We start from the raw sequence: 25,779 nt of genomic DNA on the forward strand, positions 1-25,779 counted from the left end.
GGAGAGGGGCAGCGAGACGCTCTGCCCCTCAGCGTCGGCCGCGGTTGGGGTTGTGCGCGGCCATGGTCGCCATCGCCAGCACGTACGCCTTGAAGTTGGGCGGCAGGTCCATCTGCTCCAGCAACGGGCGCAGCGGCGACCGCTCCATCTCCTGGCGCAACTGGTGATAGCCTCGCCTCTCCATGGCCCCCCCCCTTCCCATCGCTGGGGGCCACCCGTGTGCGAGCCGGCGCCGGCCGTAGTATGTGCGGCCCGGGCCGCTGGCTTGTGTGCGCCTGCCCGGGCTGCCCCCATCAGCAGCGGGTGTAGCCGCAGTTTTGACAGTACCCGCAGCCCTCCACCCGCACGTACTGCGCCTGCCCGCAGACCGGGCAGATGTCGGCTCCCGCCAGGGGCTGCACGTGCCCGTTGCTCGTGCTCTTGCCGGGCTCGGTCACGGCGGACAGCGTCGGGCCCGGGATCGCCTGCCCCCTGGCCTCGGCGGCCACGGGGCCGCTGACCGCCAGGCTCGCGCCGGTCGTTGCCCCCTTGCGGCGCCCCTGGGGCTGCGAGGCTCGCTGCCCTGCCGGGCCGCCGTCCGGCGGATCGGGCCGCACCACCGGCCTCCGCCGCACCTGGGCGCTCTCGCCGCGGCCACCGCCGTCGGCTGCCACCTGCCCGCCCTCGCCCTCGGCGCCCTCCGCCTCCTCCTGGCCCTCGGCACCGCCCTGCCCCGTCTGCCCGCTCGCCTCCTCGCCGGCGCGCCGGGTCCGCAGGTAGCGCTCCAGCGCCTTGGCCAGCGCGTCGGGCATGGAGAGCACCCGGTCCGGCCCGAAGCCGAACGGCTGGGCCCCGCCGATGTTGCGCAGCTGCTCGACCACCAGCGCCAGCTTCTCCAGGTTGCTGATGGGGCTGGGCGTGCGCAGGTAGAGCGAGATGAGCCGCCCGATGGCCTCGGCGTCGGCCGTGATGTCCATGCCGCCCTTGCCCAGCACGATGATGGCCTCGAAGGGCTGGCCCCTGGGATGCTCGTTGATGACGACCCGGGCGGTGCCGACGAGCGTCTTTTGCCGGTAGGTGAAGCCCTGCACCTCCTCGGGCACCTCGCCGATGACGGCCCGGGGCTCCACCTCGAGCGGCGAGCTCCAGCCACGCCCTGCCTGCGCCGGCGCCGCCACCGGCGCACCGGCCAGCTCTGTCCTGGCCTCGGCCGCCCGCCGCTCCACCTCCGCCTGCTGACCCGGTGACGTCTCGTCTTTGGCCACCAGCACCTGCTCGTCGCGTGACCGATCCCGGTAGATGGTGACGCCCTTGCAGCCGAGCTTGATGGCAAGCTGATACAGCTCCATCGTCTGCTCGACGGTGTAGTGCGCGGGCAGGTTGGCCGTCTTGCTGATGGCGGAGTCCACCCACCGCTGGATGGCGGCCTGCATGCGCACGTGCTCCTCTGGCGTCAGCTCCAGGGCCGTGACGAAGTGGGGGGGCAGCTTCTTGACGTCGCCGCCGAGCTCGGGGTGCGCCTCGAAGTACTCCTGCACCACCGGCTCGAAGACCTCCTTGCGCCCCAGCCGCCCGTGGCGGTAGTAGGACCAGGCGTAGTAGGGCTCGATGCCCGTCGACGTGCCCGCCATGGTGCCCGTCGTGCCCGTGGGGGCCTGGGTCATGAGGGTGACGTTGCGGATGCCGTGGCGCCGCACCGCCTCCCGCACGTCCTCCGGCATCGTCTTCATGAAGCCCGACTGCAGGAACCTGTCCGCGTCGAACGCCGGGAACGGCCCCTTCTCCCGGGCCAGATCCACCGAGCCCAGGTACGCCTCGCGGGCGATGAAGCCGTACAGCTCGTCCGCGAACTTGACGGCCTCGGGGCTGCCGTAGCGGATGCCCAGGTGGATCAGCATCTCGCCCAGCCCCATGGTGCCCATGCCGACACGCCGCTCCAGCTTCTGCTGGCGCTCGTTCTCTTCGAAGAAGTAGGGCGTGATGTCGATGACGTCGTCGAGGAAGCGCACGGCCAGCCGGGCCGCCCGGGCCAGCTCCTCCCACTTGACTTTGCCCTCCTCGACGAAGCGCGCCAGGTTGAGGTGCCCCAGCAGGCAGACGCCCCAGGGCGGCAACGGCTGCTCGCCGCACGGGTTGGTGCTGATGAGGGGGGCGAAGTACCACGAGTTGGACATGGCGTTGGCGTAGTCGAGCCGCACGAAGCCCGGCTCCGCCGAGGCCCAGGCCGACTCGACGATCTGCCGGAAGAGATCCCGGGCCCGCAGGCGCTGGTAGACCTTGACGGGCTTGCCGAGCGCCCGCCACTTCTTGAGGTCGCCGTCCCAGAGACGGTCGTAGTCGGGGTCGGTGGTGTCGGGAAAGACCAGCTCCCACTCCGCGTCGGCCTCCAGGGCGCGCTCGAACTCCTCGGTGATGCCGACACTGATGTTGGCGTTGGTGATGGCAGCGAAGTCCCGCTTGGCGTTGATGAACTCCACCACGTCGGGATGCCAGACGTTGAGGATGAGCATCAGCGCGCCCCGCCGGCTGCCCCCCTGCTCCACCAGCCCCGTGGCGAAGCTGAAGAGGGCGCCCCACGAGACCGAGCCCGACGACTTGCCGTTGACGCCCTTGACGTAGGCCAGGCGCGGGCGCAGCACCGACAGGTTGATGCCCACCCCGCCGCCTCGCGCCATGATCTCCACCATGTTGCCCAGGGTGTCGATGATGGCGTGGCGAGAGTCGGGGGGCACGTCGGATGTGCGGCCCCGCACGGGGATGACGTAGCAGTTGTAGGCGGTCAGGGCCTGGTCGGTGCCCAGCATGGCGTTGATCCGGCCGCCAGGCACGAAGCGAAAGCCGTCGAGCAGCCACCGAAACTCGCGAGCCAGCCGCGCCCGCTGCCCCTCGGCCTCCACTCGGGCCGCCGCCCGCGCCAGCCGGTCCCACATCTGCTCGGGGCGGGTCTCCAGGGGCTTGTCGCAACGGTTGCGAGGCCGGCGGATCACCTCGCCGTTGACCTTGAGCCGGACGACCACCTCGTCGCCCTCGACGGCCTCGACGATGCCGACCTCCTTGGCTGGATACCGGCGGTCGTCGCTGGTCATCACCACGACGACGTCGCCGGCCTGGATCTCTTCGCGCGCCGCCTTGGGGCTGTACCGGTCGAGGAAGATGAGCTCCTGGACCGGGCCCCAGCGGTAGGGCCTACCCCCCATACCGAACACCTGCCCGCCACGAGATGTTGTGCAGTCTTATTATGGAGGCACGACGGGTTGTGGTACAAAGGACGTCGGCGCCCGTCCGTGCCCTTCACGCCCCCTGGAGGCGAATCGTGTCGACCCGTCACCCGCCGGTGGCCCCTGGCGACTCACACCGATAGATCCCGGCGGAAGAGCGCGAGGCTCAGCGCCACGAAGGCCGCCCCGTACATGGCCAGCACCGCCCACGCCGACCCCGGATCCAGGGCCCGCGCCGCGGCCTCACCGCCGGTCTCCCGCAGGGCGGCCAGCGAGACCAGGAAGGGATTGTCATCGACCACCAGGGCCCGGGTCACGTTGCCCAGCAGGTAGGGACGCAGCTCCGCCAGCCATCCCCTGGACTGCACGATGAGCCCCGAGACCAGGGCCTCCACGAAGTAGTACACCAGCGCGCCCCCCACGGCGACCCCGGGACTCTGCCAGGCGAAACCGGCCGCGGCCGCTGCCAGCCCGTAGACCGTCAGCACCGCCCACAGCCGCACCGCCACGACGCCGAGCGAGCGCCAGGTCTGGACGTCTCCGAAGACCGAGACGTCGAGGGCACCCAGCCGCCAGCTCGTCAGCGAGGCGATGACGGTCCCCACCGCCAGGCCGACCACGACCCCGACCGCGGCCAGGATGGCCACCAGGCCCAACTTGGCCCCCGCCATCACCCACCGGCGGCGCCCCCGACCCAGCAGCCGCTGCATGGTGCCCCAGCCGAACTCGTTGGCCACCAGCGTGGCGCCGGCGATGGTGATGAGCACGAAGCCCGGGAAGAAGAGCACCCCGCTGATGCCGGCGTAGGCCGAGGGCAGCTCCAGGTTGGCGCGCAGCGCCGCCGCCAGCACCTCCTGCCTCAGCGCCCTCGCCGGCCGGTCGGCCGTCGCCGTCTCCTCGATCTCGACGCGGGCGTAGCGGCGCACGTCGTGATAGGCCTGGTACGAGATGCCCGCGCTCAGCGAGAGGAAGAGCACCGACAGCCCCAGCAGCACCCACAGCATCCGGAGCCGGCGGGCCTTGAATAGCTCCCACCGCAGGGCGACCAGCAGGTCCCTCACGGCCGTCCGTTGCCCCCCGGGGTCGCCGCCGCCAGCTCCATGAAGTACTGCTCCAGCGTGCTGCGCACCGGCACCATCTCGCTGACCCAGATGCCCGCCTGGGCCAGGGCCCTCGTCAGCTCGGCCCCCCGCTCCGGCGGCGCCTCGACCCACAACGCGTCGCCGGCCAGCTCCACCCTGGGGCGCCAGGGCAGCGCCTCGAGATGGGCCGCCGCCTGCCGCGCCAGCTGACCGTCACGGGCCGCCGGCCGTCCGTTGGCCGGACCCGCGCTGACCCGCAGCCGCAAGCCGCGGGGGCGCAGCAGCTGGGCCACGGGCCCCTGCGCGACCAGCCGGCCGTGCACGATGACGCCCACCTCGTCGCAGACCTGCTCCACCTCGTGCAGCAGGTGGCTCGACAAGAAGACGGTCAGCCCCGACCGGCCCAGCTCCCGGACCAGCTGGCGCACCTCCTGGATGCCGACGGGATCGAGGCCGTTGGTGGGCTCGTCGAGGATGACCAGGCGCGGTCGCCCCACCAGGGCCAGCGCGATGGCCAGGCGCTGGCGCATGCCCAGCGAGTAGGTCTGGTAGCGCCGGTGGGCCCGGTCCAGCAGCCCCACCCGGTCCAGGGCCTCGTCGAGCTCGCGCTCGTCCACCGGCCGGCGCGACGCCGCCAGCACCCGCAGGTTGTCGCGCCCCGACAGGAAGGGGTAGAAGGCCGGCGCCTGCACCAGCGCCCCCACCTGGCTCAGGGCGTCGGCGTACCGGCGCGAGCCGAGGGGCTCCCCCAGGAGCTCGACCTGCCCTTCGCTGGGGCGCATCAGCCCCAGCACGATGGCGATGGCCGTGGTCTTGCCCGATCCGTTAGGCCCGACGAAGCCGTAGATGCACCCTGCCGGGACTCTGAGGTCGACGGAATCGAGGGCTCGTATCGCACCGAACCGCTTGGCGAGCCCTACGGTGCGGATGGCCCATGATGCCTCCGTGCCCAACGCCTGCCGCACTCCTCATCCTTCAAACCCCCGGACGAGACGGCGTGCCCTCGCTCAGCTCCGAGACCAGGCGGTCGATGAAGCTCCCGATGGTGTCGGCGACGCGCTCCAGGTGCTCCCGGTCGACGTGCCGGATCATATCAGAGAACCAGTGGTAGTGGGGGATCTCCCCGCGCTCGTCCAGCCCGATGAACGTGATCGCCTCGTATCCCCGCACCGCGGCGGGCCCTGCATCGGTGCTCAGCAGCAGCATGCGATCCCACCATGAGAGGCGCCCCTCCTGCACCAGCGCCTCGACCAGCCGACCCAGCCGCCGCCCGCACGGCACGGGGAGCAGCATCCCCTCGTGCCGCAGGGCCCGCAGGCTCCCCCCACCCACGTTGTCGACGTTGACCACGTAGACCGGACGTGCCCGCAGCTCCGGATGGCCGTCGAGATACGCCCACATGCCCCGGGTGCCGACCTCTTCGGAACCCGTCAGCACGAAGCGCACCTCCACACCCGGGCGGCTCGCCCGGGCGGCCCACCGCTGCGCCAGGGCCAGCACGACGGCCGTGCCGGAGCCGTTGTCGTTGGCGCCGTTGACGGGGCGGCCTCTCCATCCGGCCAGCGCCAGCGAGCCCATGGTCGCGGCCGTCACCGTCGCGCCCGCCCCGGCCACCCACCGCCAGCCCGTCCACCCGGCCCCCAACCACCCCGCCACGGCCCCTGCCAGCAAGCCGATCACGGCCAGTGCGACGCCGCCGTAGGCCACCTTGAAGAAGACGGGCAGCCCCCTCCGAAACCACGGGGCGAACAGCCAGCTGCCGCGCTGGGTGTCGTAGTGGGCCACCACCAGCACCAGCGGGCCCGACCCTGGCCCGTCCGGCCAGGAGGCCACGACGTTTTGGCTGGGGCGTACGGGCAGGATCCGGTCGAAGCCCGGGCGTAGCAGGAGCGCCTCCTGCAACAGCAGCGCCACCGCCGCCAGGGCGACGACGGCGGCGACAGTGGCCCCCCATGGCCCCGGCACGGCCAGCGCCAGCGCTACGGCGCCCGCCACGACGGCCCCCACCAGGGGTGGCCCGGCGTAGAGGGTCGCCGCCGGGGCCCGAAACGGCTCCACCGCGACGGCGTAGCCCATGGAGCGCAGCGTCTGTGCGAGCCACCGCGCGGCCTCCGTCTCGTACACGGAGGTCGAGCCACGGTGCGGCCACGCCGTCAGCTGCTCGAGGTGCTCCCACGCTCCCACGCGGAGGAAGATTCGCCGGGCGGCGCCTCGCGCCTGCCGGTGCCATCGGCCCGCTCCAGCAGATCCCGCACCCGCTCCACCGCCTCACGCCCGGCCCGCAGCCCCGCCTCGATGGCATACCGTGCGCGGCCGAAGTCGAGCGTATCCACCGGCACCGCGAACTCCGGACGCAGCACCAGGTCGGCCCGGCGCAGGAGCATCCGGGTGTGCTGGCGTGACGCGATGGCCGCGGCCCGGATCAGGGCCTCGAGGCCGTTTTTGACGGTGCCGGTCGCCTCGTTGCTGACGTCGACGGCCACCACCACGTCGGCCCCCAGCTCACGCGCCGCCATCACCGGCACCAGCTCGACGAAGCCCCCGTCGACCAGGAGCCGCCCCTCGAATCGCACGGGCGGGAAGACCAGGGGCAGCGCGGCGCTGGCCATGGCCGCCAGGGCGGCATCGCCCCGTGTCAGCAACGCGCGCTCGCCTCGCTCCAGGTCCGTGGCCACCACGCCCACGGGGATGGGCGCGTCCTCGAGGCGCAGCCCCCGGGTCATCTCGGTCAAGAGCGGCATCACGTCCAGCAGCGGGGTGCCCCATCCCCGGATGTTGCTGGTCAGGATCCGCTCCGTCATCACCAGGCGACGGACCCGGGTCATGAGGCTCTCCTGCTCGCCGGGGTAGCGAGGCGGCAGGGGCGTGCCCACCACGGGATGTCCCTGCTCGAGCCGATCGATGATGCCGCTGCGCTCGGGGTCGCCCAGGGCGAAGGCCACGGCCACGATGGCTCCCATGCTGGTGCCCGCCATCACGTCGATGGGGATGCCCGCCCGCAACAGCGCGCGGATGACCCCGATGTGGGCGAAGCCTCGGGCCCCCCCGCCACCCAGGGCAAGCCCCAGGCGGGGGCGCGCCGGGTGGCTCTCCTGCGCACCCGTCATGGCTGCAACCGTCCCGCCGGGTCAGGAGAGGTACGGCTGCAACCTCATGGCCAGCCCGATGTCGCCCACCAGCCGCAGCCGGCCGCTCATGTAGGCGGCGACCGGGCCCAGGCGGCCCGCCAGCATCTCCTGGAAGTCCGCGACGCTCATCTCGACGGTGACCTGGGGAGACGACACCGCCCCTTGCTGCACCGAGGCACGGCCATCCTGGATCACCATGGTCCACGTGCCACCCCCGTCACCCGTCAGGGTGAACTGAAAGGAGGCGCTGTCGACCCCCAACCGCTGGGGCTGGGCATTGATGCGCTCGACGACCTTCTCCAGGAACTCCGCTGCCGAGGCCATCGCTCGACCTCCTCCCGCCGGCGTGCACGCCCGCGCCCATCCGGCGCCACGATCCCCGGTAGGCTTTCGGCAGAGCGCCGGGCTTCCCTCTGCACGGGAGTGCCCGGCTGGCTCACAGCAGCTGGCCGGTGCGGTAGAAGAAGCGGAGGATGCCGTCGATGATGGCGTCGCACGTCGCCATGAAGCGCCGCTGGTGCGCCGAAGCCGGCCCCACCACCGGCCCCACCACGCCGATGAGCCCCACCTGGGCCGGCACGGTGGCGATGTCGGTGCCCAGCGTGGCGGTGCGCGGCACCTGGCGCTCGTCGAGGGGGCTGGGCAACCCCCGCCGGCCCCCGCCGGCCGCCGCCCCCAGCGCCTGCCGGGCCGTCATGAACTCCTCGTCCGGCTCGACGCTGGCCGACCAAGCGATGACGTGGCCGTCCTCCTCGCTCTCGCCCGACGTGCCGTCCACGACGACGACGAAGGACTGCGGAAACTCCTCGGTGATCCGGAAGAAGGTGGCCTCCACGTTGTGGCGCGCCACCTCGTGGCCGCCGTGGCCGAAGACGTAGGGATAGACCTTGGCCAGCTCCGTGGCCACCGTGGGCCCGACGCTCCCAGGCCGGTCCAGCGACAGCCCCAGGCCGACCACCACCACGGGCTGGCGCCGCCCCGTCTTGACGTAGACGTACTCGAGAAGCCTGGCCAGCCGGAAGTCGGCCGTCCAGTGGCTGGAATCCACCGTACCCAGCCACGGCATCGCCGTCGGACCCCCTCGCCCCAGGGTACCAGGGCGGCGCCCCGGTGTCGAGGGTATCCGTCGTCTCGCGCGGGCCTCCTCAGATCCCGTAGAGCTCGGGATGCAAGCGGGGCACCAGGGCTGCCAGCACGGCGTCGGCCACCAGGTGACGCCGGGTGACCAGCCCCCGGGTGAGCAGGCCGACAGCGCCCGGGTCCACCCTCGCCCCCTCGGTGCCGAACCAGTCATCCACCACCTCGGCCAGTTCCTGGCCGGCGAGAAGGGCCCGTACCATAAGCGGCGGCAGCGCCAGCCGCAGGCCCTCGCCCGTGCTGATGCGGCCCTGGCGGTCAGCGACGGCCGCGACCGTGACGAGCCACCCGCGCTCGCCGGCCTCGAGGTGCATCCCGCCCTCGATCCCCACGCCCCAGACGGCTTCGTCGAGGGCCTCCAGCGCGGCTCGCGCCCGCCCCTCGGCTCCGCGCCGCGTCTCCTCCAGCGACAGGGGCTGGGCGGCCACGCCGCTGGGCACCCCCACGGCCTCCACCCGGCAGGTGCCGAAGAGCCGCCGCAGCAGATCGCCGACCGGCTCGACCTTGGCGGGGTTGGTGGAGCCGACGGCCACCACCCGGGGCCCGCCGTCCGGGCCGGCAGGCGGGCTACCGGGAGCCGCCATGCTCCTCGGGCGCTCCCGGGCCTCCCGCCCGGCTCGCCCCCGACGACCGGGACGGGGGCTCCTCGGTCTGCCCCCTGGTGAAGGTACGCATCAACTCCTCGACCCGTTGCGCCGCGACCGCCTGGGAGGTCAGCGCGTAGACCCGCATCAAGTGGGCCAGCATCCGCTCGACCAGCTTGCGGTCCGGCAACGGGGCCAGGGCGGCCTCGTCCAGGCGGTGCCCTCCCTCGCTGGCGAAGGCCGCCAGGTCGTGCCGGGAGAGGACCCGGCCGCTGCGGGCCGGGTCGACCCAGAAGGCGACGGGCCCGGGGACGGCCACCACCACGTGACCCGCCACCGAGATGGCGGCCACGTCGAACCCCGCCCGGCGGCTCACCACCAGGTAGAGGGCCGCCAGGGAGACGCCGACGCCGGTCCGCCGGTCCAGCACCTGGTTGATGCAGACGTTGTCGGGGTCGTAGTAGTGCGCCTCGTTGCTCTTGAAGCCCAGCTCGTGGAAGAGGTAGCGATTGACGGCCGCGGCGGCCTCGGGCGGCGACATGCGGCCGACGCGCCGCTGCTGCAGCTCCTCCCACAGCCCTCGCAGACGCTGGCGGTACGAGGACTCCTCGAGGTCAGGGTACCGGGCTCGGGCGACCGCGAAGAGGCCCTCCTCCAGGTCGAAGGTGGCGTCGTCCTGTCGCGCCAGCTCCGCCAGGCGCCGCTTGAGCGTCCGGAAACGCACCTCGTCCAGCAACAGCCGGGCCCGGCCCCTCACGACGGCATCGGGCTCCGACGTGGCTGCCGCGTGCAGCCACGGCACCGCCTCGGGGCCCGCCTCCAGCAGGCGGGTGCGTGCCACCTTGACGGTCCGCTCGTCGCTGTCGCCGAGCAGCCTCACCAGAGCCTGCAGTTCGGATGCCGAGAGTTGCCGCTGCGCCACCGGACGTCGGGTCGCCCCCCTCTTTCACCTTACCAGCCGTCATCGGGCCGCGCCAGCCCGGGCAGCCACGCCACCAGGTCCGCCAGGCTTCCCCGGCCATCGGGCTCCACCCGCGAGATGCCGCGACCGATGGGCAGGTGCGTCACCCAAAAGGTGCGCATCCCGAGCCGGGCGGCCACCAGGTCCTCGTCCCGGTCGTTGCCCACCATCAGGCAATGCTCGGGGGGCACGCCCAGGCGTTCGACGATTTCCAGGAAATACTCCGGGTGGGGCTTGCAGGCATGCGAGTTTTCCATGGTCGTCACGAATTGAAACGGCAGGTCGGCGAGCTCCGCCCACGCCAGGCGCCGCCGGATGGCGGCCTCCGGGAAGACGGGGTTGGTGGCCACCACCACCCGCATACCCATATCCAAGGCCGTCTCGACGGCCTCCCGGGCCAGGGGGTGGATGGGCGCATGCGATCGAAGCGCATCGAAGCGCTCCTCGTAAAACCGGTCGAAAAGGGGGTAGAGCAGGTCGCGAAGCGCCGGGTCGTCACGCAGGAAGCGCCGGCGGAACTTCTCGGCATTGGTCAGCTCGACGTCCCGATCCTGGAGGAGGGACTCGGTGGCCTGCCAGATCTCCCGGGCGAGGCGCTGTGGCTCTATCCACTCCCGGAGGTACTCCCCCAGGGCCGCGAAGTAGCGCGGTAGGAACTGGTCCATGTCGATCCCGTTGAGGGTGCCATCGAGGTCGAAGAGAATGGCCCGGATGGGCTGCCGCTCGTGCATGGCCGTGCCTGTCGTCACCCCACCCCGTCGTGCTCGCCCGAGACGGCCCGCTCTCGCCCCGGCACGGCGCCGCCCGGATGCTCCCCTCCATGCTATCCGCCCGTGCCGAGGCAGGCAATCGGCCGGGGCCTCGTGGAAATCCCCTCTCGGCCCTTGCGGGCCGATCCGGGCGAGTCGGTGCGAGGAAAGAGGTGCGGGATCTCGTGGTCGACCCCATCGCCATCATCGGACTTGTTATCGTTCTCACAGAGCTCGTCAAGGAAGCGGCCGCCCGTCTGCGCCTGCGCCCTGAAACCGTCAAGCAAGTGGTCATCCCGCTCGCGGTGCTGCTGATGAGCGCCGCGCTCAACGCCCTCAACGCGTATCTCTTCGCGGGCCCCGCCCCGGGGCAGCCCCCCGAGGGAGCCGTGCGCGACGCGGTGGTCCAGGGCCTGCAGCTCGGGGCGATGGCGAGTGGCATCTACGGCCTGGGTAAGGCCGCCCTCGGGCGCTCGTAGGCGGCCGACGGCCCCGGGACCCGGCGTCTCCCCGGTCACCCGGCCTGCAAGAGGCGCTGCGCCAGCTCCACGAAGGGTCGCAGCGCCTCGGGGTTGCGCATCGCGTCGCGGCTGACGGCCTGCTCGGGCGGCACGCCCATCAGGATGCGCCGGACGGGGACCTCCATCTTCTTGGCGTTGAGGGTCCTGGGCACCTCGGGCACCGCGAAGATGGCGTCAGGCACATGCCGAGGGGAGAGCTCGGTGCGCAGCCGCTGGCGGATGCGCGCCTGCAGCACCTCGTCGAGGATGACACCGGGCCGCAGCACGACGAAGAGCAGGAGCTGACCCTCCCGGCCCAGCTGGCCCGTATCGACGACCAGGCTGTCGACCACCTCGGGCATCTCCTCGACGACCCGGTAGAACTCGCTGGTGCCCATCCGCACGCCGCCCCGGTTGAGGGTGGAGTCGGAGCGGCCGTAGATGACGCAGCTCCCCCGGGGCGTGATCTTGATCCAGTCGCCGTGGCGCCAGACCCCGGGGTACGTCTCGAAGTAAGTAGCGCGGTAGCGGGCCATGCCGGGGCCGTCGTTCCATAGGAAGAGCGGCATGGACGGCATGGGCTCGGTGATGACCAGCTCGCCCACCTGCCCGACGAGCGGTCGTCCCGCCTCGTCGTAGGCCTCGACCCGGGCCCCCAGCATCCGGCACTGGATTTCGCCGGCGTGCACCGGCAGCAGCGGACACGACCCCACGACCGCTGTGCACAGGTCCGTGCCCCCGCTCACCGAGCCCAGCAGCAGGTCCGCCTTGACCTGCCGGTAGACCCAGTCGAAGCCTTCGGGCGGCAGCGGGGCGCCCGTCGATCCGACGCCTCGCAGGGCGCTCAGGTCGCACGCCCGCCCCGGCTCGATGCCCGCCTTCATGCAAGCCTGGATGTAGGGGGCGCTGGTGCCGAAGTAGGTCATGCGGGTGGCCTCCGCGAAGCGCCACAGCGCCCCCATGTCGGGATAGGCGGGGCTTCCGTCGTACAGCAGCACCGTCATGCCCAAGAGCAGGCCGCTGACCAGGAAGTTCCACATCATCCAGCCGGTGGTGGTGAACCAGAAGAACCGATCCGCCTGGCTCAGGTCCAGGTGCAGCGCGATGGCCTTGAGGTGCTCCAGCAGGATCCCTCCGTGGCCATGGACGATGGCCTTGGGAAGCCCCGTGGTGCCCGAGGAGTAGAGCACCCACAGCGGGTGGTCGAAGGGCACCGGTTCGAAGCTGAGCGACGCTCCTGCCGCGCCGCCTCCGCCGGCGGCATCCATCAGCTGCTCCCACCGCACGGCATCCCGCAGCGCCGACGTGTCCGGCCGCGGCTCGAGGTAGGGGATGACCACCGTGGCCGAGAGGCTCGGCAGGTGGCGCTGGATCTCGGCGACGGCGGCCAGCCGGGGGTACGGCGTGCCGTTGTAGCGGTAGCCGTCCACCGCCAGCAAGACCTTGGGCTCGATCTGCTGGAAGCGATCCACCACGCTGCGGATGCCGAACTCGGGGGAGCAGCTCGACCAGATGGCGCCCAGGCTGGCCGTGGCCAGCAAGGCTACGAGGGTCTGCGGGATGTTGGGGGCGTAGGCGACGACTCGGTCGCCCCGCCGCACGCCCAGCCGGCGCAGCCCGGCCGCCGCCGCGGCCACCTGGCGAGCGAGCTCGGCGTAGGTGAGCGTCCCGAGGGGCCCGCTCTCCGACCAGGCGACGACCGCCGGGTGGTCGTCCCGCCGGCGCAGCGCGTGCTCGGCGTAGTTGAGCCGCGCCCCCTCGAACCAGCGCGCCCCCGGCATGGTGCGCTCGGCCAGGACGCGGCGGTACGGGGCATGGGCCCGGACCTCGAAGAACTCCCAGACGGACGACCAGAAGCCTTCCAGGTCGGTCACGGACCACCGCCACAGCTCGTCGTACGACTCGAAGGCCAGGCCACGCCGCTCCCGCAGCCAGCGCATGTACTGCGCCAGGCGGCTGGCGCTCCTCTGAGCCTCCGAGGGTTGCCACAAGAGGGTACCCTCGGCGACGCCCCCCATGCCCACGACGCCCCCCCGCACGACCCCGACTCACGGTAGCCAGACGATGGCCGCCGCCATCAGCACGAAGACGACGAGCATCACGGCAGCCGCATAGCCCATCACCTCCCCCGCCCGCAGCCGCGTGATGCCGAGCAGCGGCAGGGCCCAAAACGAGCCACTCGCCGACTCTTTGAAAGCGATATAAAACCTTCGTGGACAGGCCGGGCCGGGATCGGCGAGAGGACTATTAGTAAGCCTTTTCGATTGTTGGCCTGGGTTCCCTCCTCGGAAGCGGGAGCCGGGCGGTCACCGCTCGGGGGCGCGCAGACCTCGCGACACGGCCAGCTGCACCATGGTGGCCAGCGGCGTGACGGCGTACCCGAGCTCCGCGATGGCGCGACCCGAGGAGTAGTAGATGGACCGGCCGACCAGCCGGGCGTGGTCCCGGGTGAGCGGTGGAGGACGACGGGTCAGGGCGGCCGCGCCCTCCAGGGCCCACGCCGCGGCCCAGACCAGCCCCGGGGGCCCGCCTCGCCGGGGCCGGCGCCCGCCGCCTGCGCCAGCGCCTCGATGATCCGGCGAAACGTCACGTCGTGGCCGCCCAGGATGTAGCGCTGGCCCGTGCGGCCCCGGCGGGCCGCGGCGAGGTGGCCGGCCACGACGTCGTCGATGTGACAGAAGGTGGTGCCGCCTTCCACCCACGCCGGCAGGCGCCCGCGAGCCGCCAGGTCGACGAGCGAGCCGGGGCGAGGGGCGTCGTCGCCCAGGATGGTGGCCGGGTTGACGATGACGGCGTCGAGCCCCCGCTCGACGCCCTCGAGCACCCGCCGCTCCGCCTCCCACTTGGTCACCGCGTACTGCAGCCCCAGCCGGTGGCCGTTGAAGGGGAAGGCCTCGTCGGCCAGTTCGCCGTCCAGGGGGAAGCCCACCGCCGCCACCGAGCTGGTGTGGACGAGCCGCCGGACGCCGGCCCGCAGCGCCTCGGCCACCACGCGCCGCGTCCCCTCGACGTTGACCGCCCACTGGCGATGCCGGTGCCCCCGCCACCACGACAGGTCGCCCGCCACGTGAAAGACCCACTCCACGCCGTCCATGAGCCCGTCGAGAGGACGGGGCTGGGTCAGGTCGGCGACCACGACCCGAACGGGGATGCCCCGCAGGCGCTCGGTCGGTGACGTGGGCCGCACCACGGCCGTCACGTCGTGGCCCTCGGCCACCAGGGCCCTCACCAGGAAGCGCCCGACGAACCCCGTCGCGCCCGTCACCAGCACCTTCACGCCTGTCGCTCCCCCTCCCCCTCGGTGGACGAGTGCGATGGCTTTGACGGTCGTCACATGACGGGCCGCCCACCCGGCGCGACCATGGGACGAGAGAAGCCATGACGGTAGGAGCGATACGCGTGCCGACCCCACCCCGTGACGCAGGCGCCCCGGGAGCCCGGCTGGCTGCCCACAAGGCCGTCCGCCATGCCCGCTACGACTTGGACCAACGGCCCTTCATCGTCATCTGGGAGGTCACCCGCGCCTGCGACCTGGCCTGCCGGCACTGCCGGGCCGAGGCCATCCCCCATCGCCACCCCGGGGAGCTGACGACCGACGAGGCGCGCCGGCTGATGGATGCCATCGCCGCCTTCGGGCCGCCGCCCCCGCTGTTTGTCATGACCGGGGGCGATCCCTTCAAGCGCCCCGACCTCTTCGACCTCGTCCAGTACGGCACCACCATCGGCCTGCCCGTCTCGGTCTCGCCGTCGGGCACCCCCACCCTGACGGAGGCCAACCTGGGGCAGCTGCGCCAGGCGGGGGCCGTGGCCCTCTCCTTGAGCCTGGATGGCTCGACGGCCGCCATCCATGACCGGTTCCGCCAGGTCGAGGGCGTCTACGACTGGACCCTCGCGGGGTGGCGGGCAGCCAGGGCCCTCGGCTTCAAGGTGCAGATCAACACCACCGTCGGCACCCACAACGTGGACGACCTCCCCGACATTCTGCGGATCGTGCGGGAGCTGGGGGCCATGACGTGGAGCGTCTTCTTCCTGGTGCCGACGGGGCGCGGGCGCCAGCTGGCCTCCCTGCCGCCCGAGACGGTCGAGGACGTGCTGCACTTCCTCTACGATGCGGCCAAGGTGCTCTCCCTCAAGACCACCGAGGCCCATCACTACCGGCGCGTGGTGATCCAGCGGCAGGTGCTGGAGCAGCGGGGCATCCCCGCCCACGAGGTGCTCCCGCTGGGCGAGACGTACCGCCGGTTGCGCCGGCGCCTGCAGGAGGTGGCCCCTGACGTGGACCTCGACGCCCCGACACCGATGCGCCGCACGCCGATGGACGTCAACGCCGGGCGCGGCTTCGTCTTCGTCTCGCATACCGGCGTCGTGCACCCCAGCGGCTTCCTGCCCATCCCCGCCGGCAACGTCCGACTCCAGCCCCTCCCCACCATCTACCGCGAATCGCCGTTGCTGCGGGCGCTGCGCGACCCCGAAAGGCTGGGCGGGCGGTGCGGTCGGTGCGAGTTCCGCACGGTCTGCGGTGGCTCGCGCTCGAGGGCCTTCGGGGTGTCGGGCGATCCCCTGGCCGAGGAGCCGTGGTGCCCCTACCAGCCCGGCAGCTTCCCCTTCCAGGAGGACGTGCGGACCTACGTGACGGCGACGTCCTAGCGGCGTCACCCCCCTCCCCGCCCGCGCGTAGCATGGCGGCGCACGAGCCGCACCGGGACCCGACTCCCGGTGCGGAGATGCTCTCGGGGGGTAGGGGTGTGCGATGCGTGCGTGCAAAGCCGCGTCCTGGCTCTTGCTGACCGCCCTGGTGGCGGCGTCGCTGGTCGGCGAGCCCGGCGCGACACCGGCGGCCGCCGGCTCGCCGCCGACCGTGGTGCGTCTCTCCGAGGTGGTGCGCTCGGTCTTCTACGCGCCGCAGTACGTGGCCCTGGCCCTGGGGTTCTTCGAGGACGAGGGCTTGCGCATCGAGCTCTCGACGGCCCAGGGCGCCGACAAGGGCATGGCGGCGCTGCTGTCGGGCACCGTCGACATCGGCTTCTTCGGGCCGGAGGCCACCGTCTACGTCTACCAGCGCGGCGCGCCGGACCCGGTCATCGGCTTCGCCCAGCTGACGGCCCGGGACGGCTCCTTCCTCATGGCCCGCCATCCGACGCCGCAGTTCAGCTGGACGGAGCTGAGGGGCAAGACCGTCATCGGGGGGCGCAAGGGTGGCGTGCCCGAGATGGTGCTGGAGTGGATCCTGCGCCAGCACGGCCTGGAGCCGCACCGGGACGTCACCATCGTCACTCACCTCGCCTTCGAGGCCGCACCCGGCGCCTTCGAGGGAGGCCTGGGCGACTACGTCGCGCAGTTCGAACCGACGATGAGCGCGATGGAGAAACGGGGCATCGGCAAGGTCGTCGCCTCGCTGGGGGTAGACGGCGGGCCCATCACCTACACGCTCTACCACGCTCGCAAGAGCTACCTCGAGCGCAATTCGGACGTCATCCAGCGCTTCACCAACGCCATCGACCGGGGCCTGCGCTGGGTGCGGGAGCACTCACCCGAGGAGATCGCCGAGGTCGTGGCGCCGTTCTTCCCCGGCATCGAGCAGGACGTCCTGATCCTGACCCTGCGCCGCTACCGTGACCAGGAGACCTGGCCCGAGACACCGGCCATCTCGCGGGAAGGCTTCGAGCACCTGCTCGAGGTGATGGAGGCCGCCGGCGAGCTGGCCGCTCGGGTGGAGTTCGACGCCATCATGACCAACCGCTTCGCCGAGCGGGCGGCGGAGATCGCCGAGGGACGATGAGGGGCGCCGACGTCGTCGTCCGGGACCTCTGGTTCAGCTACCACGTCCCCCAGGGGGAGACGCCCGCCCTGGCCGGACTCTCCTTGCGGGTGCGTGGCGGGGAGTTCGTGGGGATCGTGGGGCCCAGCGGGTGCGGCAAGAGCACCCTCTTCTCCCTCATCGCCGGGCTGTTGCGCCCCGAGCGTGGCGAGGTGCACATCGACGGCCAGACGGTGACGGGGCCCCGCTCCGACGTGGCGTACATGCTGCAGCAAGACTGCCTGCTGGAGTGGCGCACCGTTCTCGACAACGCACTGCTGGGGCTGGAGGTGAGGGGGATGCGCACCCCCGAGCGGGTGACCCGCGTGCGGGAGCTGCTGGCCCGATCGGGGCTGGCCGGCTTCGAGCACCGCTTGCCCCGGGAGCTGTCGGGCGGCATGCGCCAGCGCACGGCCCTGGTGCGCACCCTGGCCCTGGAGCCGAGGGTGGTGCTGCTCGACGAGCCCTTCTCGGCGGTCGACGCCCAGACCCGGCTGCTGCTGGAGGAAGAGGTCGGGCTGGCGCTGCGGGAGCGGCAGGCCACGGTGCTGCTCGTCACCCACGACATCGGCGAGGCGGTGGCCATGTGCGATCGGGTGGTCGTGCTGACCCACCGGCCGGCCCGCGTCAAGCGCGAGTATCGCATCGCCCTGGGCCCCAGCGCCGACCACTCGCCGGTCGCGGCGCGTCAGTCGTCCCGCTTCTCCCACTACTTCAGCGCGATATGGGCCGACCTCGAGGTGCAGGTGAAGCCCGGTGTCGCATGAGCACGCATCGCTGGCCCATCGGCGCTACCGGAGGGCGCGCCGGCGCCACCGATGGAGCGTGGCGGCCGGCCAGGTCGTGGTGCTGGTGGCCCTGCTGGCGGCCTGGCAGGCGTCGGCCGACCTGGGGCTGGTCTCCGCCTTCCTCACCAGCCGGCCGACGGCCGTCGTGGAGACCATCGCCCGCCTGGCCGCGCAGGGCCAGCTCTGGGGACACGTGGCCCACACGACGCTCGGCACCGTGGTCGGCTTCGCCGCCGGCACCGGGCTCGGCGTGGCCATCGCGGCGGTGCTGTGGTGGTCGCCCTTCCTGGCGAGGGTCTTGGAGCCGTACCTGGTGGTCTTCAACGCCATCCCCAAGGTAGCGCTGGGCCCCCTCTTCATCGTCTGGCTCGGGACCAACATCCGGGCCGTCATGGCCATGGGGATCGCCATCACCGTCGTCATCGCCGTGGTGGTGGTCTTCGCCGCCTTCCAGGAGACGGACCCGGCGCGCCTGACGCTGCTGCGCTCCCTGGGCGCCAGCCGGTGGCAGCAATTTCGACTGGTGGTGGTGCCGGCCTCGGTACCGGCGGTCCTGGCGGCGCTCAAGGCCAACGTGGGGTTGGCCCTGGTGGGGGCGGTGACGGGCGAGTTCCTGGCCGGGGGCAGAGGGCTCGGCTACCTCATCGTCTACGGCGGTCAGGTCTTCGACATGAACCTGGTGATGGCCAGCCTCATGCTGCTGGTGGTGCTGTCGACCGCCCTCTACGGTGCGGTTTCGCTGGCGGAGAGGGTCGTGCGACGGCGGTTCGCCGGGTAGCGAGATGGCGACGGCCCGCCCCCCAGCCAGGCTGCCAGGGCGTCGGCTCGCTCGGCCGGCACGGCGAAGACCAGGACCCGATCGCCGGGCTGCAGGGTCGTGTCGCCGTGTGGCACGAGCACCTCCGGGCCCCGCCGCACGGTGACCAGCACGCATTCGGACGGCAATCGCAGCTGGGCGAGGGCATGGCCGGCCACGGGCGACTGCTCGGTCAGGACCGCCTCCCGGAAGGCGCCCTGGTCGCCGTGGGCGTCCCGCAGGAAATCGATGCGAACGGCCACCTCCGAGGTGTGCATCGTGTACGTGTGATAGGCCCGCAGCACATCGGAGCGGCGCAGCCGCCCGATCACCCGCCGCGGGTCGTCGCGCGCGACGACGGGCAGCATGGCGAAGTCATAGACCCCGAAGCGGCGCATCGCGCGCTCGAGGGTGTCATCGGGGTAGACCGTCACGACGCTGGTGCGGGCGATGGCTCCGACGGGCAGGTCGCTGCTGGAGACGCCGGGCACCGTCCGCAGATCCGACAGGGAGACCACGCCCACCAGGCGACCGTCGTCGTCGACCACCATCAGGGGCTCGTGGTCCTCTTGCACGAGGCGCCGGTAGGCGTCCCGCACGGGAGCGTCCCGGTGGATGGGAGCGCCCGGGCCCGTCATGGCGGCCTGGACCGTGACCCGCTCCGTGGGGCGCACTTCGGCCCCGCGGACGATGACGATGCCGCGCCGGCTCAGTCGCACCGTGTACATCGAGTCCCGGCTCAGCGAGCCGTGCACCAGGTAGCTGATGGCGCAGGCGCCCATCACCCCCATGGTGAGGCCCCAGTCGCCGGTCATCTCCAGGATGATGGTGATGGCCGTCAGGGGGGCCTGAGCCGCCGCGGCGAAGATGGCGCCCATGCCGACGACGGCATAGGGCTCCCCGCCCACCACGAGGGCCGGGGACCAGCGCTGCAGCACGCCGCCAAACAGGCCGCCCAGCATGGTGCCCAGGAAGAGGGACGGTGCGAAGACGCCGCCCGATCCCCCCGCCCCGATGGTGATCAGGGTCGCCACGTACTTGGCCACCAGCAGGCCGCCCATCGTCGCCAGCGGCAGGCGCCCCGTGACCGCCTGCTCCATCGTCTCGTAGCCGACTCGCAGCACCTGGGGCCACAGCAGGCCGATGGCGCCCACCGCCACCCCGCCGAGGGCCGCTTTGAGCCAGAAGGGCGCCCTCCACCGCTCCGAGAGGGTCTCGACCCGTTCCAGGCCCCGGGTATAGGCCACGCCGGCCAGTCCCGCCAGCACTCCGAGGAGTAGCACGGGCAACAGCCGGGCGGGATGGTGCAGGGCGTAGGGTGGGGCGGGCAGGACCAGCTCGCCGCCCATCAGGGCACGGAAGGTGATGCCCCCTGCGACGGCCGCCAGCAGCACGGGCACCACCGCTCCCATCGCGTAGCTCCCCAGCACCACCTCGAGCCCGAAGAAGGCGCCGGCGATGGGGGCCTGGAAGGTGGCGGCCACGCCAGCCGCCGACCCGCAGGCCAGCAGGACGGCGACGTAGCGGTCGGGCAGGCGGAGCACCTGCCCGACGATGGAGCCGAAGGCGGCGCCGATGAGGGCGATGGGGCCCTCCTGGCCGACCGAACCCCCGCTGCCGATGGTGATGGCAGGGGAGACGATGCCGAACGTCGCCACCCGCGGATGGATGCGCCCGCCCCGCAGCGCCAGCGCCTCCAGGATCTGCGGGACGCCGTGGCCCTTCACCTCCGGTGCCAGGTAGCGTGCGATGGCGGTGACGACGACGAGCCCCACGGCCGGGGTGGCGAGCGCCATGAGGGTGCGCAGGCCGGTCGACGCCGCCATGCCCGCCGGCGCCGTGAAGAGGGATGTGCAGAGCTGGATCATCCATCGGAAGACGATGGCGCCCAGCCCGCCGATGACCCCCACGACGAGGGCCAGCACCACCAGGACGACGGGCTCGCCCCGGGGGCCGAAGAGGTGGGTCCACGCTCGACCCTGTCGCCAGCCGAAGACAGCCTGGCCGACCCTGCGGCTCACAACGCCCATTATAGATCCGTCGTGCGTGCGCGGAGCGGGCGATGAGCGCAGGACGGCTGTGGTGCGAGGGAATCTACGCCACGCTGACGCCCGCCAGCCGGCGCGCACCGAGCCGGCGGGGGTGGGAGGAGAGGAGGCTGGCGTCGACCGGGGGCTCGGGCGGCGTCCACGCCTCTCGGTAGCCGAACTGCCGCTCCTCGTCGAAGGCCAGCACGACGACACCCCGCGGTCGCGGGACGGCGCGAAGGGCACCGGCGTCGATGATCGCCGTCCCTGCAGCGGCGCCCACCAGGGCGTAGGCCGCCCGGGTCGTCTGCACCACACGGGCGCCCAGCCCCTGCTGGCGAGCCACGGCGAAGAGGAGCATCGCCTTGTCGAGCGGACGCCCCACGCCGTGCGTCGCGACCTGGTCGGGCAGCATCACCCGGTCATCCTCCGGAAAGATGGAGCCCGGATCCACGTGACGCCGCATCCAGGCCAGCAGCCCCTCCGGAGCCCGCACGTGACGTGCCAGGATGGTCGCCGCCAGGCTCGAGACAGCCGCCCGGGCGTACGCCTCCGGACGGTGCACGATCAGGGTCTGGTAGGCGTAGAGAGCCAGCGTGTGGACCGATTGCGGCCGTTGGGCGCTGGCGCTGAAGACCTCGCGCCGCACCTCGAGCACGAGAGCCTCTGGATCGACGGAGGGGCGGCCGGCTGAGCGGGCCAGCAACTCAGCCCCTGCGGCCCCGATCGCCGTACGCGTGCCGGACCAGTCCACCGCCGCCCAACCAGGACGCTGTCGGCCGGGTCGGGGCCACGCCCTGGCCTCCTCGGGTAACAGGCGCCGGGCCTCTCCTGGTGCCCGGCGCCTGTCATCGGTGCGGCTCGCCTGACTCTGCGTCGTGCGTGAGGCGGTAGCTGGGCTGCCCTGCTCACGCGCCCCTGGCCCGTCCGACAGCCATCGCAGCCATGGCGCGTCGCGCCGTCCTGCCCGCCCCGTCTGGACAGTACCGCTGGCGAGCACCTCGGACATCTGGCAGGCGAGCACCAGGGCCTGCTCGAGCTCGGGGCAACCCTCCAGGTCACAGCGGGCCTTGCGCGCCGCGGCGGCGTACAGCTCCACCGGACCCGGATGGTCCGATGCGGCGACGAGGTCGATGAGCTCGCTCACCTGTCGTTGCTCCACACGCAACGCCCCCGCCTGCCTCGCCGACGGCGCCAGCGGCCTGAGACTCCGATGGCTCCGTTACGAGATGACAAGGCAACTGCTAGAAGGGAAACGGCCCCTCGCCCCCTGGATCACGCAAGGGCACGATACGTCCCGCGGCAGCCGACGCTGTCCCGTCATCGATCCACAGAGTCCCCGTGCCGACCAGCCCGAGAACCAACACCACGGCCAACAGGACAGTCGCAACGAGACGCTTCACGATGGGCCCCCCTCTACTGGACTTTGGGAGCAAGGTCATGTCTAAGAAATAGCACTATAGGCGCATCCTGTCAATCGAACGCGCGTGCGATCTCTTCATACAATTACGTCTTTGCTCTGTGTGTGATACTATAGTCTCAACTCCGACTCTCGCACGAAAGGAGGCCCGCGACCGTGACGGTAAGCGAGAAGATTGCACACCTCTTCCGCACGGTGCGCCGCCCCGACGGTAAGCCGTGGACGCTCCAAGATGTCGCCAGTGCGACCGGCCTCTCCGTGTCGTACATCTGGCGCTTACGCTCTGGCAAGGCGACCAACCCGACCAAGGCCGTGTTGGAGCGTCTCTCAGCCGTCTTCGGCGTTCCGGTTGGCTACTTCATGGACGACGCTCCTGTAGACCCCCAGACGTCGACATCGACCACCGGCAAGGCGCAGGCTGTGGTGGAGCAGCTGTTGCGCGAGGCGACGGACGCCTACCGGAGCCATGACCTGGGACGGGCCGAGCAGGCGGCTCGGCAGGCGCTGCAGCACTGTCGAGCGGTCCACGATGATGTCATGGCCGGGCGCTGCCTGTCGGCTCTGGCACACATCCTGTCCGCGGCAGGACGGTCCCAGGAGGCGGCGACCGCCATCTCCGAGGCTCTGCGCCTCCTGGGGGGGCCCAAGGCCGGCGCCAGCTGGCTGCGGGCTGTGTTGACACTCTCTCGCATCGAGTTCCTCGAGGAGCGCTTTAGCCACGCGTACTTCCATGCACGGCGCGCCCTGGCCGCCATCGAGCTGGGTGAAGGAGATGACGAACTTCGCCTGTACGTCCTGTACTCGGTTGGGGTGACCGCCCGTCGGGTCGGCCGGCCGGAGGAGGCGATCGTCTACTTGGAGCAGGCGACGCCCCTTGCGGAGCGCTTGGGCACGCCCTACCTGGCCGACAACCTGATGAACCGGGGTCTGGCATACCTCGACGCCGAACAACCGGAGCGCTCGCTGGAATACCTGACGAAGGCACTCGGCATGTATGCGGCGTGTCGTCTGCCCAAAGGGGTGGCCTGGGCACAACACAACATCGGCCTGGCCTACCAGAAGCTAGGGAGGTGGACGGAGGCCATCGAGTCGCTCACCAAGAGCCTGGGTTCCAACGAGGCGCTCGGCGACCTGCGTATCATCCTCTACAACCACATGGAGCTCGGCTGGTCCTACGCCAACGTCGGTCAGCGGGAGATGGCGCTACGCCACGGCCAGGCCGCCCTCGCGCTCGCGCAGGAGCACGACTGGGCCGGAGACCGCGCACGCGCCCACTGGCACCTGGCGCGTGCGCTGGCCAAGCTGGGCGACATGGAGGAGGCCATGACGCACTACGAGGCCGCACTCCGTCTGCTGGAGGAGCTCGAGCTCGAGGCCGAGCTGGCGCGCGTGCAGGTCGAAGCCGGTGACCTGCTCATGCAGCAGGGCGACGCGGTCCGGGCGGCCCAGCTCTACCGCCAGGCGGCCACCCTGGTCATGCACGCGCCGTCGCTCCAGCGCTACTTGATGGCGACCCCACCGATGGAGTTCCATGAGAGCGAGATCGCCCTCGGGTGGCGCCACTGATGGGACCACATCCGCACGACGCGCGACGCCCTTGGAGTCTCGGGGGTGACCGGGGCCCGGGTCACGACGGCCGCGGCGCCCCCTCCCCGCCGTCGAGCCATCCCATCGCCCGTGCTACGGCCCGCTGCCACGTACGGTAGGCCGTCTCCCGCCTGTCGGGCTCCCACCGGGCTGGCGTTGTACAGTAAGTGGCCACAACCCGCCCCCACCCGCACGGTGCGAAGCGGGTTTGCGGGCCATTCCCCGTAGAAAAACGCGGATGCGCGTAGACACAACCACAAAAGATGTAGCTATTGACACAGCGTGGTAAACGAGTTACGATGTAGGCACGATGTACGTGCGCACCGTCACTTCCAAGGGCATCCAATACGCCCAGCTTGCCCATAACGTCCGGGACCTCAAGACTGGACAGCCCCGGGCCCAGGTGCTGTACACCTTCGGCCGGGTCGACCAGCTCGACCTGGACGCGCTGCGCCGCCTGGTGCGCAGCATCGCCCGGTTCCTGCCCCCGACGAGCAGGCCCAACTGCAGAAGCGATCTCGGCATGGAGTGGCCCTTTCGGTACCTGGGCTCCCCGAAGCTGGGCGGGACGTGGCTTTCGGACGGGCTGTGGCGGCGGCTGGGCATCCAGAAGACCTTGCAGCGCCTGCTCAAGCGCTGCCACTACCAGACCCCCATCGAGCGGCTCCTCTTCGCCATGGCGGCCAACCGGGCCTGGCGCCGTCCAGCAAGCCGGCCATCGAGAAGTGGGTGGCGCAGGACGTCTACATCGACCAGCCGCCCGCGGTGGAAGTCCACCAGCTCTACCGGCCATGGACTTTCTGCTGGAGGCTGCCGAGGCGATCCAGCGCGAGGTCTTCTGGACGCTGGCCAACCTCTTCAACCTCGAAGTGGACGTCATCTTCTTCGATACGACGACGGCGTACTTCGAAATCGAGGGCGAGGACGCCGACGGGTTGCGCCGCTGGGGGCACAGCGCCGATGATCATCCGAAGATGGCCCAGGTGGTCATCGGCTTGGCCGTGACCCGGGACGGCATCCCGGTCCGCTGCTGGGTCTGGCCCGGCAACACCGGCGACCAGAACGTCGTGGCCGAGGTCAAACGGGATCTCAACGGCTGGAAGCTCAACCGGGTGGTCGTGGTGTTGGACACGGGCTTCAACTCCGAGGCGAACCGCCGCATCCTGCAGGGCGCCGGCGATCACTACATCATCGGGGAGAAGTTGCGGGTGGGCCCCCAGGGGTGCCCGCGGAGGCGCTGCGCCGGGCGGCAAGTACCGCAGGCTTCCCGACGGGCTGGAGATCAAGGAGGTCGTGGTCGGAGGGGATAGCGCCGCCCGCCGGCGCTTCGTCATCGTCCGCAACCCCGAGGAGGCCGAGCGGGACCGCCAGAAGCGGGAGTCCATCCTGGCCGAGCTTCGCCAGCGGCTCGAAGCGCTCAAACAGAAGCAGGGCGAGGCGCATACCAAGGCAGCCTGCGAGCTGCGGGCCCACGAGACCTTCGGCCGCTACCTGCGCCAGACGTGGGCGCGCGACTGGTCATCGACGCGGCCAAGGTTCGCCGAGAAGCCGCCCTCGACGGGAAGTTCGTGATCGGCAGCTCCGACGACTTTTGCCCGCCGAAGACCTGGTCTACGGCTACAAGCAACTCTGGCAGGTGGAACGGGTGCACCGGGACCTGAAGCACACGGTCGACGTCCGGCCGATGTACCACCGGCTCGACGACCGCATCCGGTCCCACGTGCTGCTGTGCTGGCTGGCCCTCCTCATGATCCGGGTGGCCGAGAACGAGACGGGCCAGACCTGGCGACAGATGCGGGATCTGGTCGCCCCATCGACGTGGGCCGCCACGCCACCGCCCACGGCGAGGTCTGGCAGGTCCGCCCCCTCACCGAAGAGCAGAAGGCGCTGTTTCAGGCCCTGAAGGTCGACCGACCGCCCCACTACCTGAAGATTGTGACGCCCACCCGAAAAACGGCGTAGATACAACCGCTTTGTCCACCTCAGCCCTTATAGATCCCGTCATGTCGCTCTTTGTCACCTTGAA

21 protein-coding genes and 1 pseudogene are annotated in these 25,779 nt (G+C 71.4%); 7 read left to right on the forward strand and 15 right to left on the reverse strand.

Features of this window, described 5'->3' with window-relative positions:
• Positions 1–28 precede the first annotated feature (28 nt).
• From VLY81_RS12970 to VLY81_RS13020, 11 genes are all read right to left on the reverse strand, one after another.
• Entirely contained in the window at positions 29–184 is a 156-nt protein-coding gene (locus VLY81_RS12970; protein WP_324668625.1) for a hypothetical protein, read from the reverse strand.
• Positions 185–293: 109 nt separating this feature from the next.
• The gene (locus VLY81_RS12975) at positions 294–3,176 is read right to left on the reverse strand and encodes an adenosylcobalamin-dependent ribonucleoside-diphosphate reductase (protein WP_324668626.1); all 2,883 of its coding nucleotides are present in this window, start codon (positions 3,174–3,176) and stop codon (positions 294–296) included.
• A gap of 152 nt (positions 3,177–3,328) precedes the next feature.
• On the reverse strand, positions 3,329–4,258 hold the full coding sequence (locus VLY81_RS12980) for a hypothetical protein (RefSeq protein ID WP_324668627.1): 930 nt from the start codon (positions 4,256–4,258) through the stop codon (positions 3,329–3,331).
• On the reverse strand, positions 4,255–5,232 hold the full coding sequence (locus VLY81_RS12985; RefSeq protein ID WP_324668628.1) for an ABC transporter ATP-binding protein: 978 nt from the start codon (positions 5,230–5,232) through the stop codon (positions 4,255–4,257). Before VLY81_RS12985 ends, VLY81_RS12980 begins: the two co-directional genes overlap by 4 nt.
• Positions 5,233–5,254: 22 nt before the next feature.
• Positions 5,255–6,463 carry a M28 family peptidase gene (locus VLY81_RS12990; protein ID WP_324668630.1) on the reverse strand — a complete coding sequence of 403 codons (1,209 nt, stop codon included), beginning with the start codon at positions 6,461–6,463 and terminating at the stop codon, positions 5,255–5,257.
• Positions 6,433–7,386 (reverse strand): patatin-like phospholipase family protein, encoded by a 954-nt coding sequence (locus tag VLY81_RS12995; protein WP_324668631.1) that lies wholly within the window; start codon positions 7,384–7,386, stop codon positions 6,433–6,435. Before VLY81_RS12995 ends, VLY81_RS12990 begins: the two co-directional genes overlap by 31 nt.
• A gap of 21 nt (positions 7,387–7,407) precedes the next feature.
• Entirely contained in the window at positions 7,408–7,731 is a 324-nt protein-coding gene (locus VLY81_RS13000; protein ID WP_324668632.1) for an SCP2 sterol-binding domain-containing protein, read from the reverse strand.
• Between the two features lie 112 nt (positions 7,732–7,843).
• A complete protein-coding gene (locus VLY81_RS13005; RefSeq protein ID WP_324668633.1) occupies positions 7,844–8,473 on the reverse strand; it encodes a DUF1256 domain-containing protein in 630 nt (209 codons plus the stop codon).
• Between the two features lie 79 nt (positions 8,474–8,552).
• Positions 8,553–9,128, reverse strand: a complete 576-nt coding sequence (locus tag VLY81_RS13010; RefSeq protein ID WP_324668634.1) for an inosine/xanthosine triphosphatase — start codon at positions 9,126–9,128, stop codon at positions 8,553–8,555.
• On the reverse strand, positions 9,112–10,050 hold the full coding sequence (locus tag VLY81_RS13015; RefSeq protein ID WP_324668635.1) for a transglutaminase-like domain-containing protein: 939 nt from the start codon (positions 10,048–10,050) through the stop codon (positions 9,112–9,114). Before VLY81_RS13015 ends, VLY81_RS13010 begins: the two co-directional genes overlap by 17 nt.
• Positions 10,051–10,079: 29 nt before the next feature.
• Positions 10,080–10,838 carry an HAD family hydrolase gene (locus VLY81_RS13020; protein WP_324668636.1) on the reverse strand — a complete coding sequence of 253 codons (759 nt, stop codon included), beginning with the start codon at positions 10,836–10,838 and terminating at the stop codon, positions 10,080–10,082.
• A 173-nt stretch (positions 10,839–11,011) separates the two neighbouring features.
• Between VLY81_RS13020 and VLY81_RS13025 the strand changes: the two genes are divergently transcribed.
• On the forward strand, positions 11,012–11,317 hold the full coding sequence (locus VLY81_RS13025) for a hypothetical protein (RefSeq protein WP_324668637.1): 306 nt from the start codon (positions 11,012–11,014) through the stop codon (positions 11,315–11,317).
• Between the two features lie 35 nt (positions 11,318–11,352).
• On the opposite strand, the gene VLY81_RS13030 is transcribed toward VLY81_RS13025, so the two are convergent.
• Both VLY81_RS13030 and VLY81_RS13035 read right to left on the reverse strand, forming a co-directional pair.
• Complete coding sequence (locus VLY81_RS13030) at positions 11,353–13,356, reverse strand: acetoacetate--CoA ligase (protein WP_405001384.1); 2,004 nt, start codon at positions 13,354–13,356, stop codon at positions 11,353–11,355.
• 452 nt (positions 13,357–13,808) lie between these two features.
• A complete protein-coding gene (locus VLY81_RS13035; protein ID WP_324668639.1) occupies positions 13,809–14,615 on the reverse strand; it encodes an NAD-dependent epimerase/dehydratase family protein in 807 nt (268 codons plus the stop codon).
• A 122-nt stretch (positions 14,616–14,737) separates the two neighbouring features.
• Between VLY81_RS13035 and VLY81_RS13040 the strand changes: the two genes are divergently transcribed.
• The 4 genes from VLY81_RS13040 to VLY81_RS13055 all read left to right on the forward strand — a co-directional run bounded on the left by VLY81_RS13040 (position 14,738) and on the right by VLY81_RS13055 (position 18,701).
• The gene (locus tag VLY81_RS13040) at positions 14,738–15,985 is read left to right on the forward strand and encodes a TIGR04053 family radical SAM/SPASM domain-containing protein (protein WP_324668640.1); all 1,248 of its coding nucleotides are present in this window, start codon (positions 14,738–14,740) and stop codon (positions 15,983–15,985) included.
• A gap of 103 nt (positions 15,986–16,088) precedes the next feature.
• Positions 16,089–17,117 carry an ABC transporter substrate-binding protein gene (locus VLY81_RS13045; RefSeq protein ID WP_324668641.1) on the forward strand — a complete coding sequence of 343 codons (1,029 nt, stop codon included), beginning with the start codon at positions 16,089–16,091 and terminating at the stop codon, positions 17,115–17,117.
• A complete protein-coding gene (locus tag VLY81_RS13050; RefSeq protein WP_324668642.1) occupies positions 17,114–17,902 on the forward strand; it encodes an ABC transporter ATP-binding protein in 789 nt (262 codons plus the stop codon). The genes VLY81_RS13045 and VLY81_RS13050 overlap by 4 nt, the downstream gene beginning before the upstream one ends.
• Positions 17,892–18,701, forward strand: coding sequence for an ABC transporter permease (locus VLY81_RS13055; protein ID WP_324668644.1), 810 nt, complete (start codon positions 17,892–17,894; stop codon positions 18,699–18,701). Before VLY81_RS13050 ends, VLY81_RS13055 begins: the two co-directional genes overlap by 11 nt.
• Here VLY81_RS13055 and VLY81_RS13060 read toward each other — a convergent pair.
• Together VLY81_RS13060 and VLY81_RS13065 are read right to left on the reverse strand one after the other, a co-directional pair.
• Complete coding sequence (locus tag VLY81_RS13060; RefSeq protein WP_324668645.1) at positions 18,647–20,749, reverse strand: chloride channel protein; 2,103 nt, start codon at positions 20,747–20,749, stop codon at positions 18,647–18,649. The genes VLY81_RS13055 and VLY81_RS13060 overlap by 55 nt on opposite strands.
• A gap of 64 nt (positions 20,750–20,813) precedes the next feature.
• Positions 20,814–21,893, reverse strand: a complete 1,080-nt coding sequence (locus VLY81_RS13065; protein ID WP_324668646.1) for a hypothetical protein — start codon at positions 21,891–21,893, stop codon at positions 20,814–20,816.
• Between the two features lie 429 nt (positions 21,894–22,322).
• Between VLY81_RS13065 and VLY81_RS13070 the strand changes: the two genes are divergently transcribed.
• Positions 22,323–23,732, forward strand: a complete 1,410-nt coding sequence (locus VLY81_RS13070) for a tetratricopeptide repeat protein (RefSeq protein WP_324668647.1) — start codon at positions 22,323–22,325, stop codon at positions 23,730–23,732.
• Between the two features lie 331 nt (positions 23,733–24,063).
• Positions 24,064–25,715: pseudogene (locus tag VLY81_RS14905) on the forward strand (IS1634 family transposase).
• Positions 25,716–25,779: the final 64 nt, after the last annotated feature.

Origin of the sequence: Limnochorda sp. LNt (assembly GCF_035593265.1) — a bacterium.
Classification (GTDB): domain Bacteria; phylum Bacillota; class Limnochordia; order Limnochordales; family Geochordaceae; genus Geochorda; species Geochorda subterranea.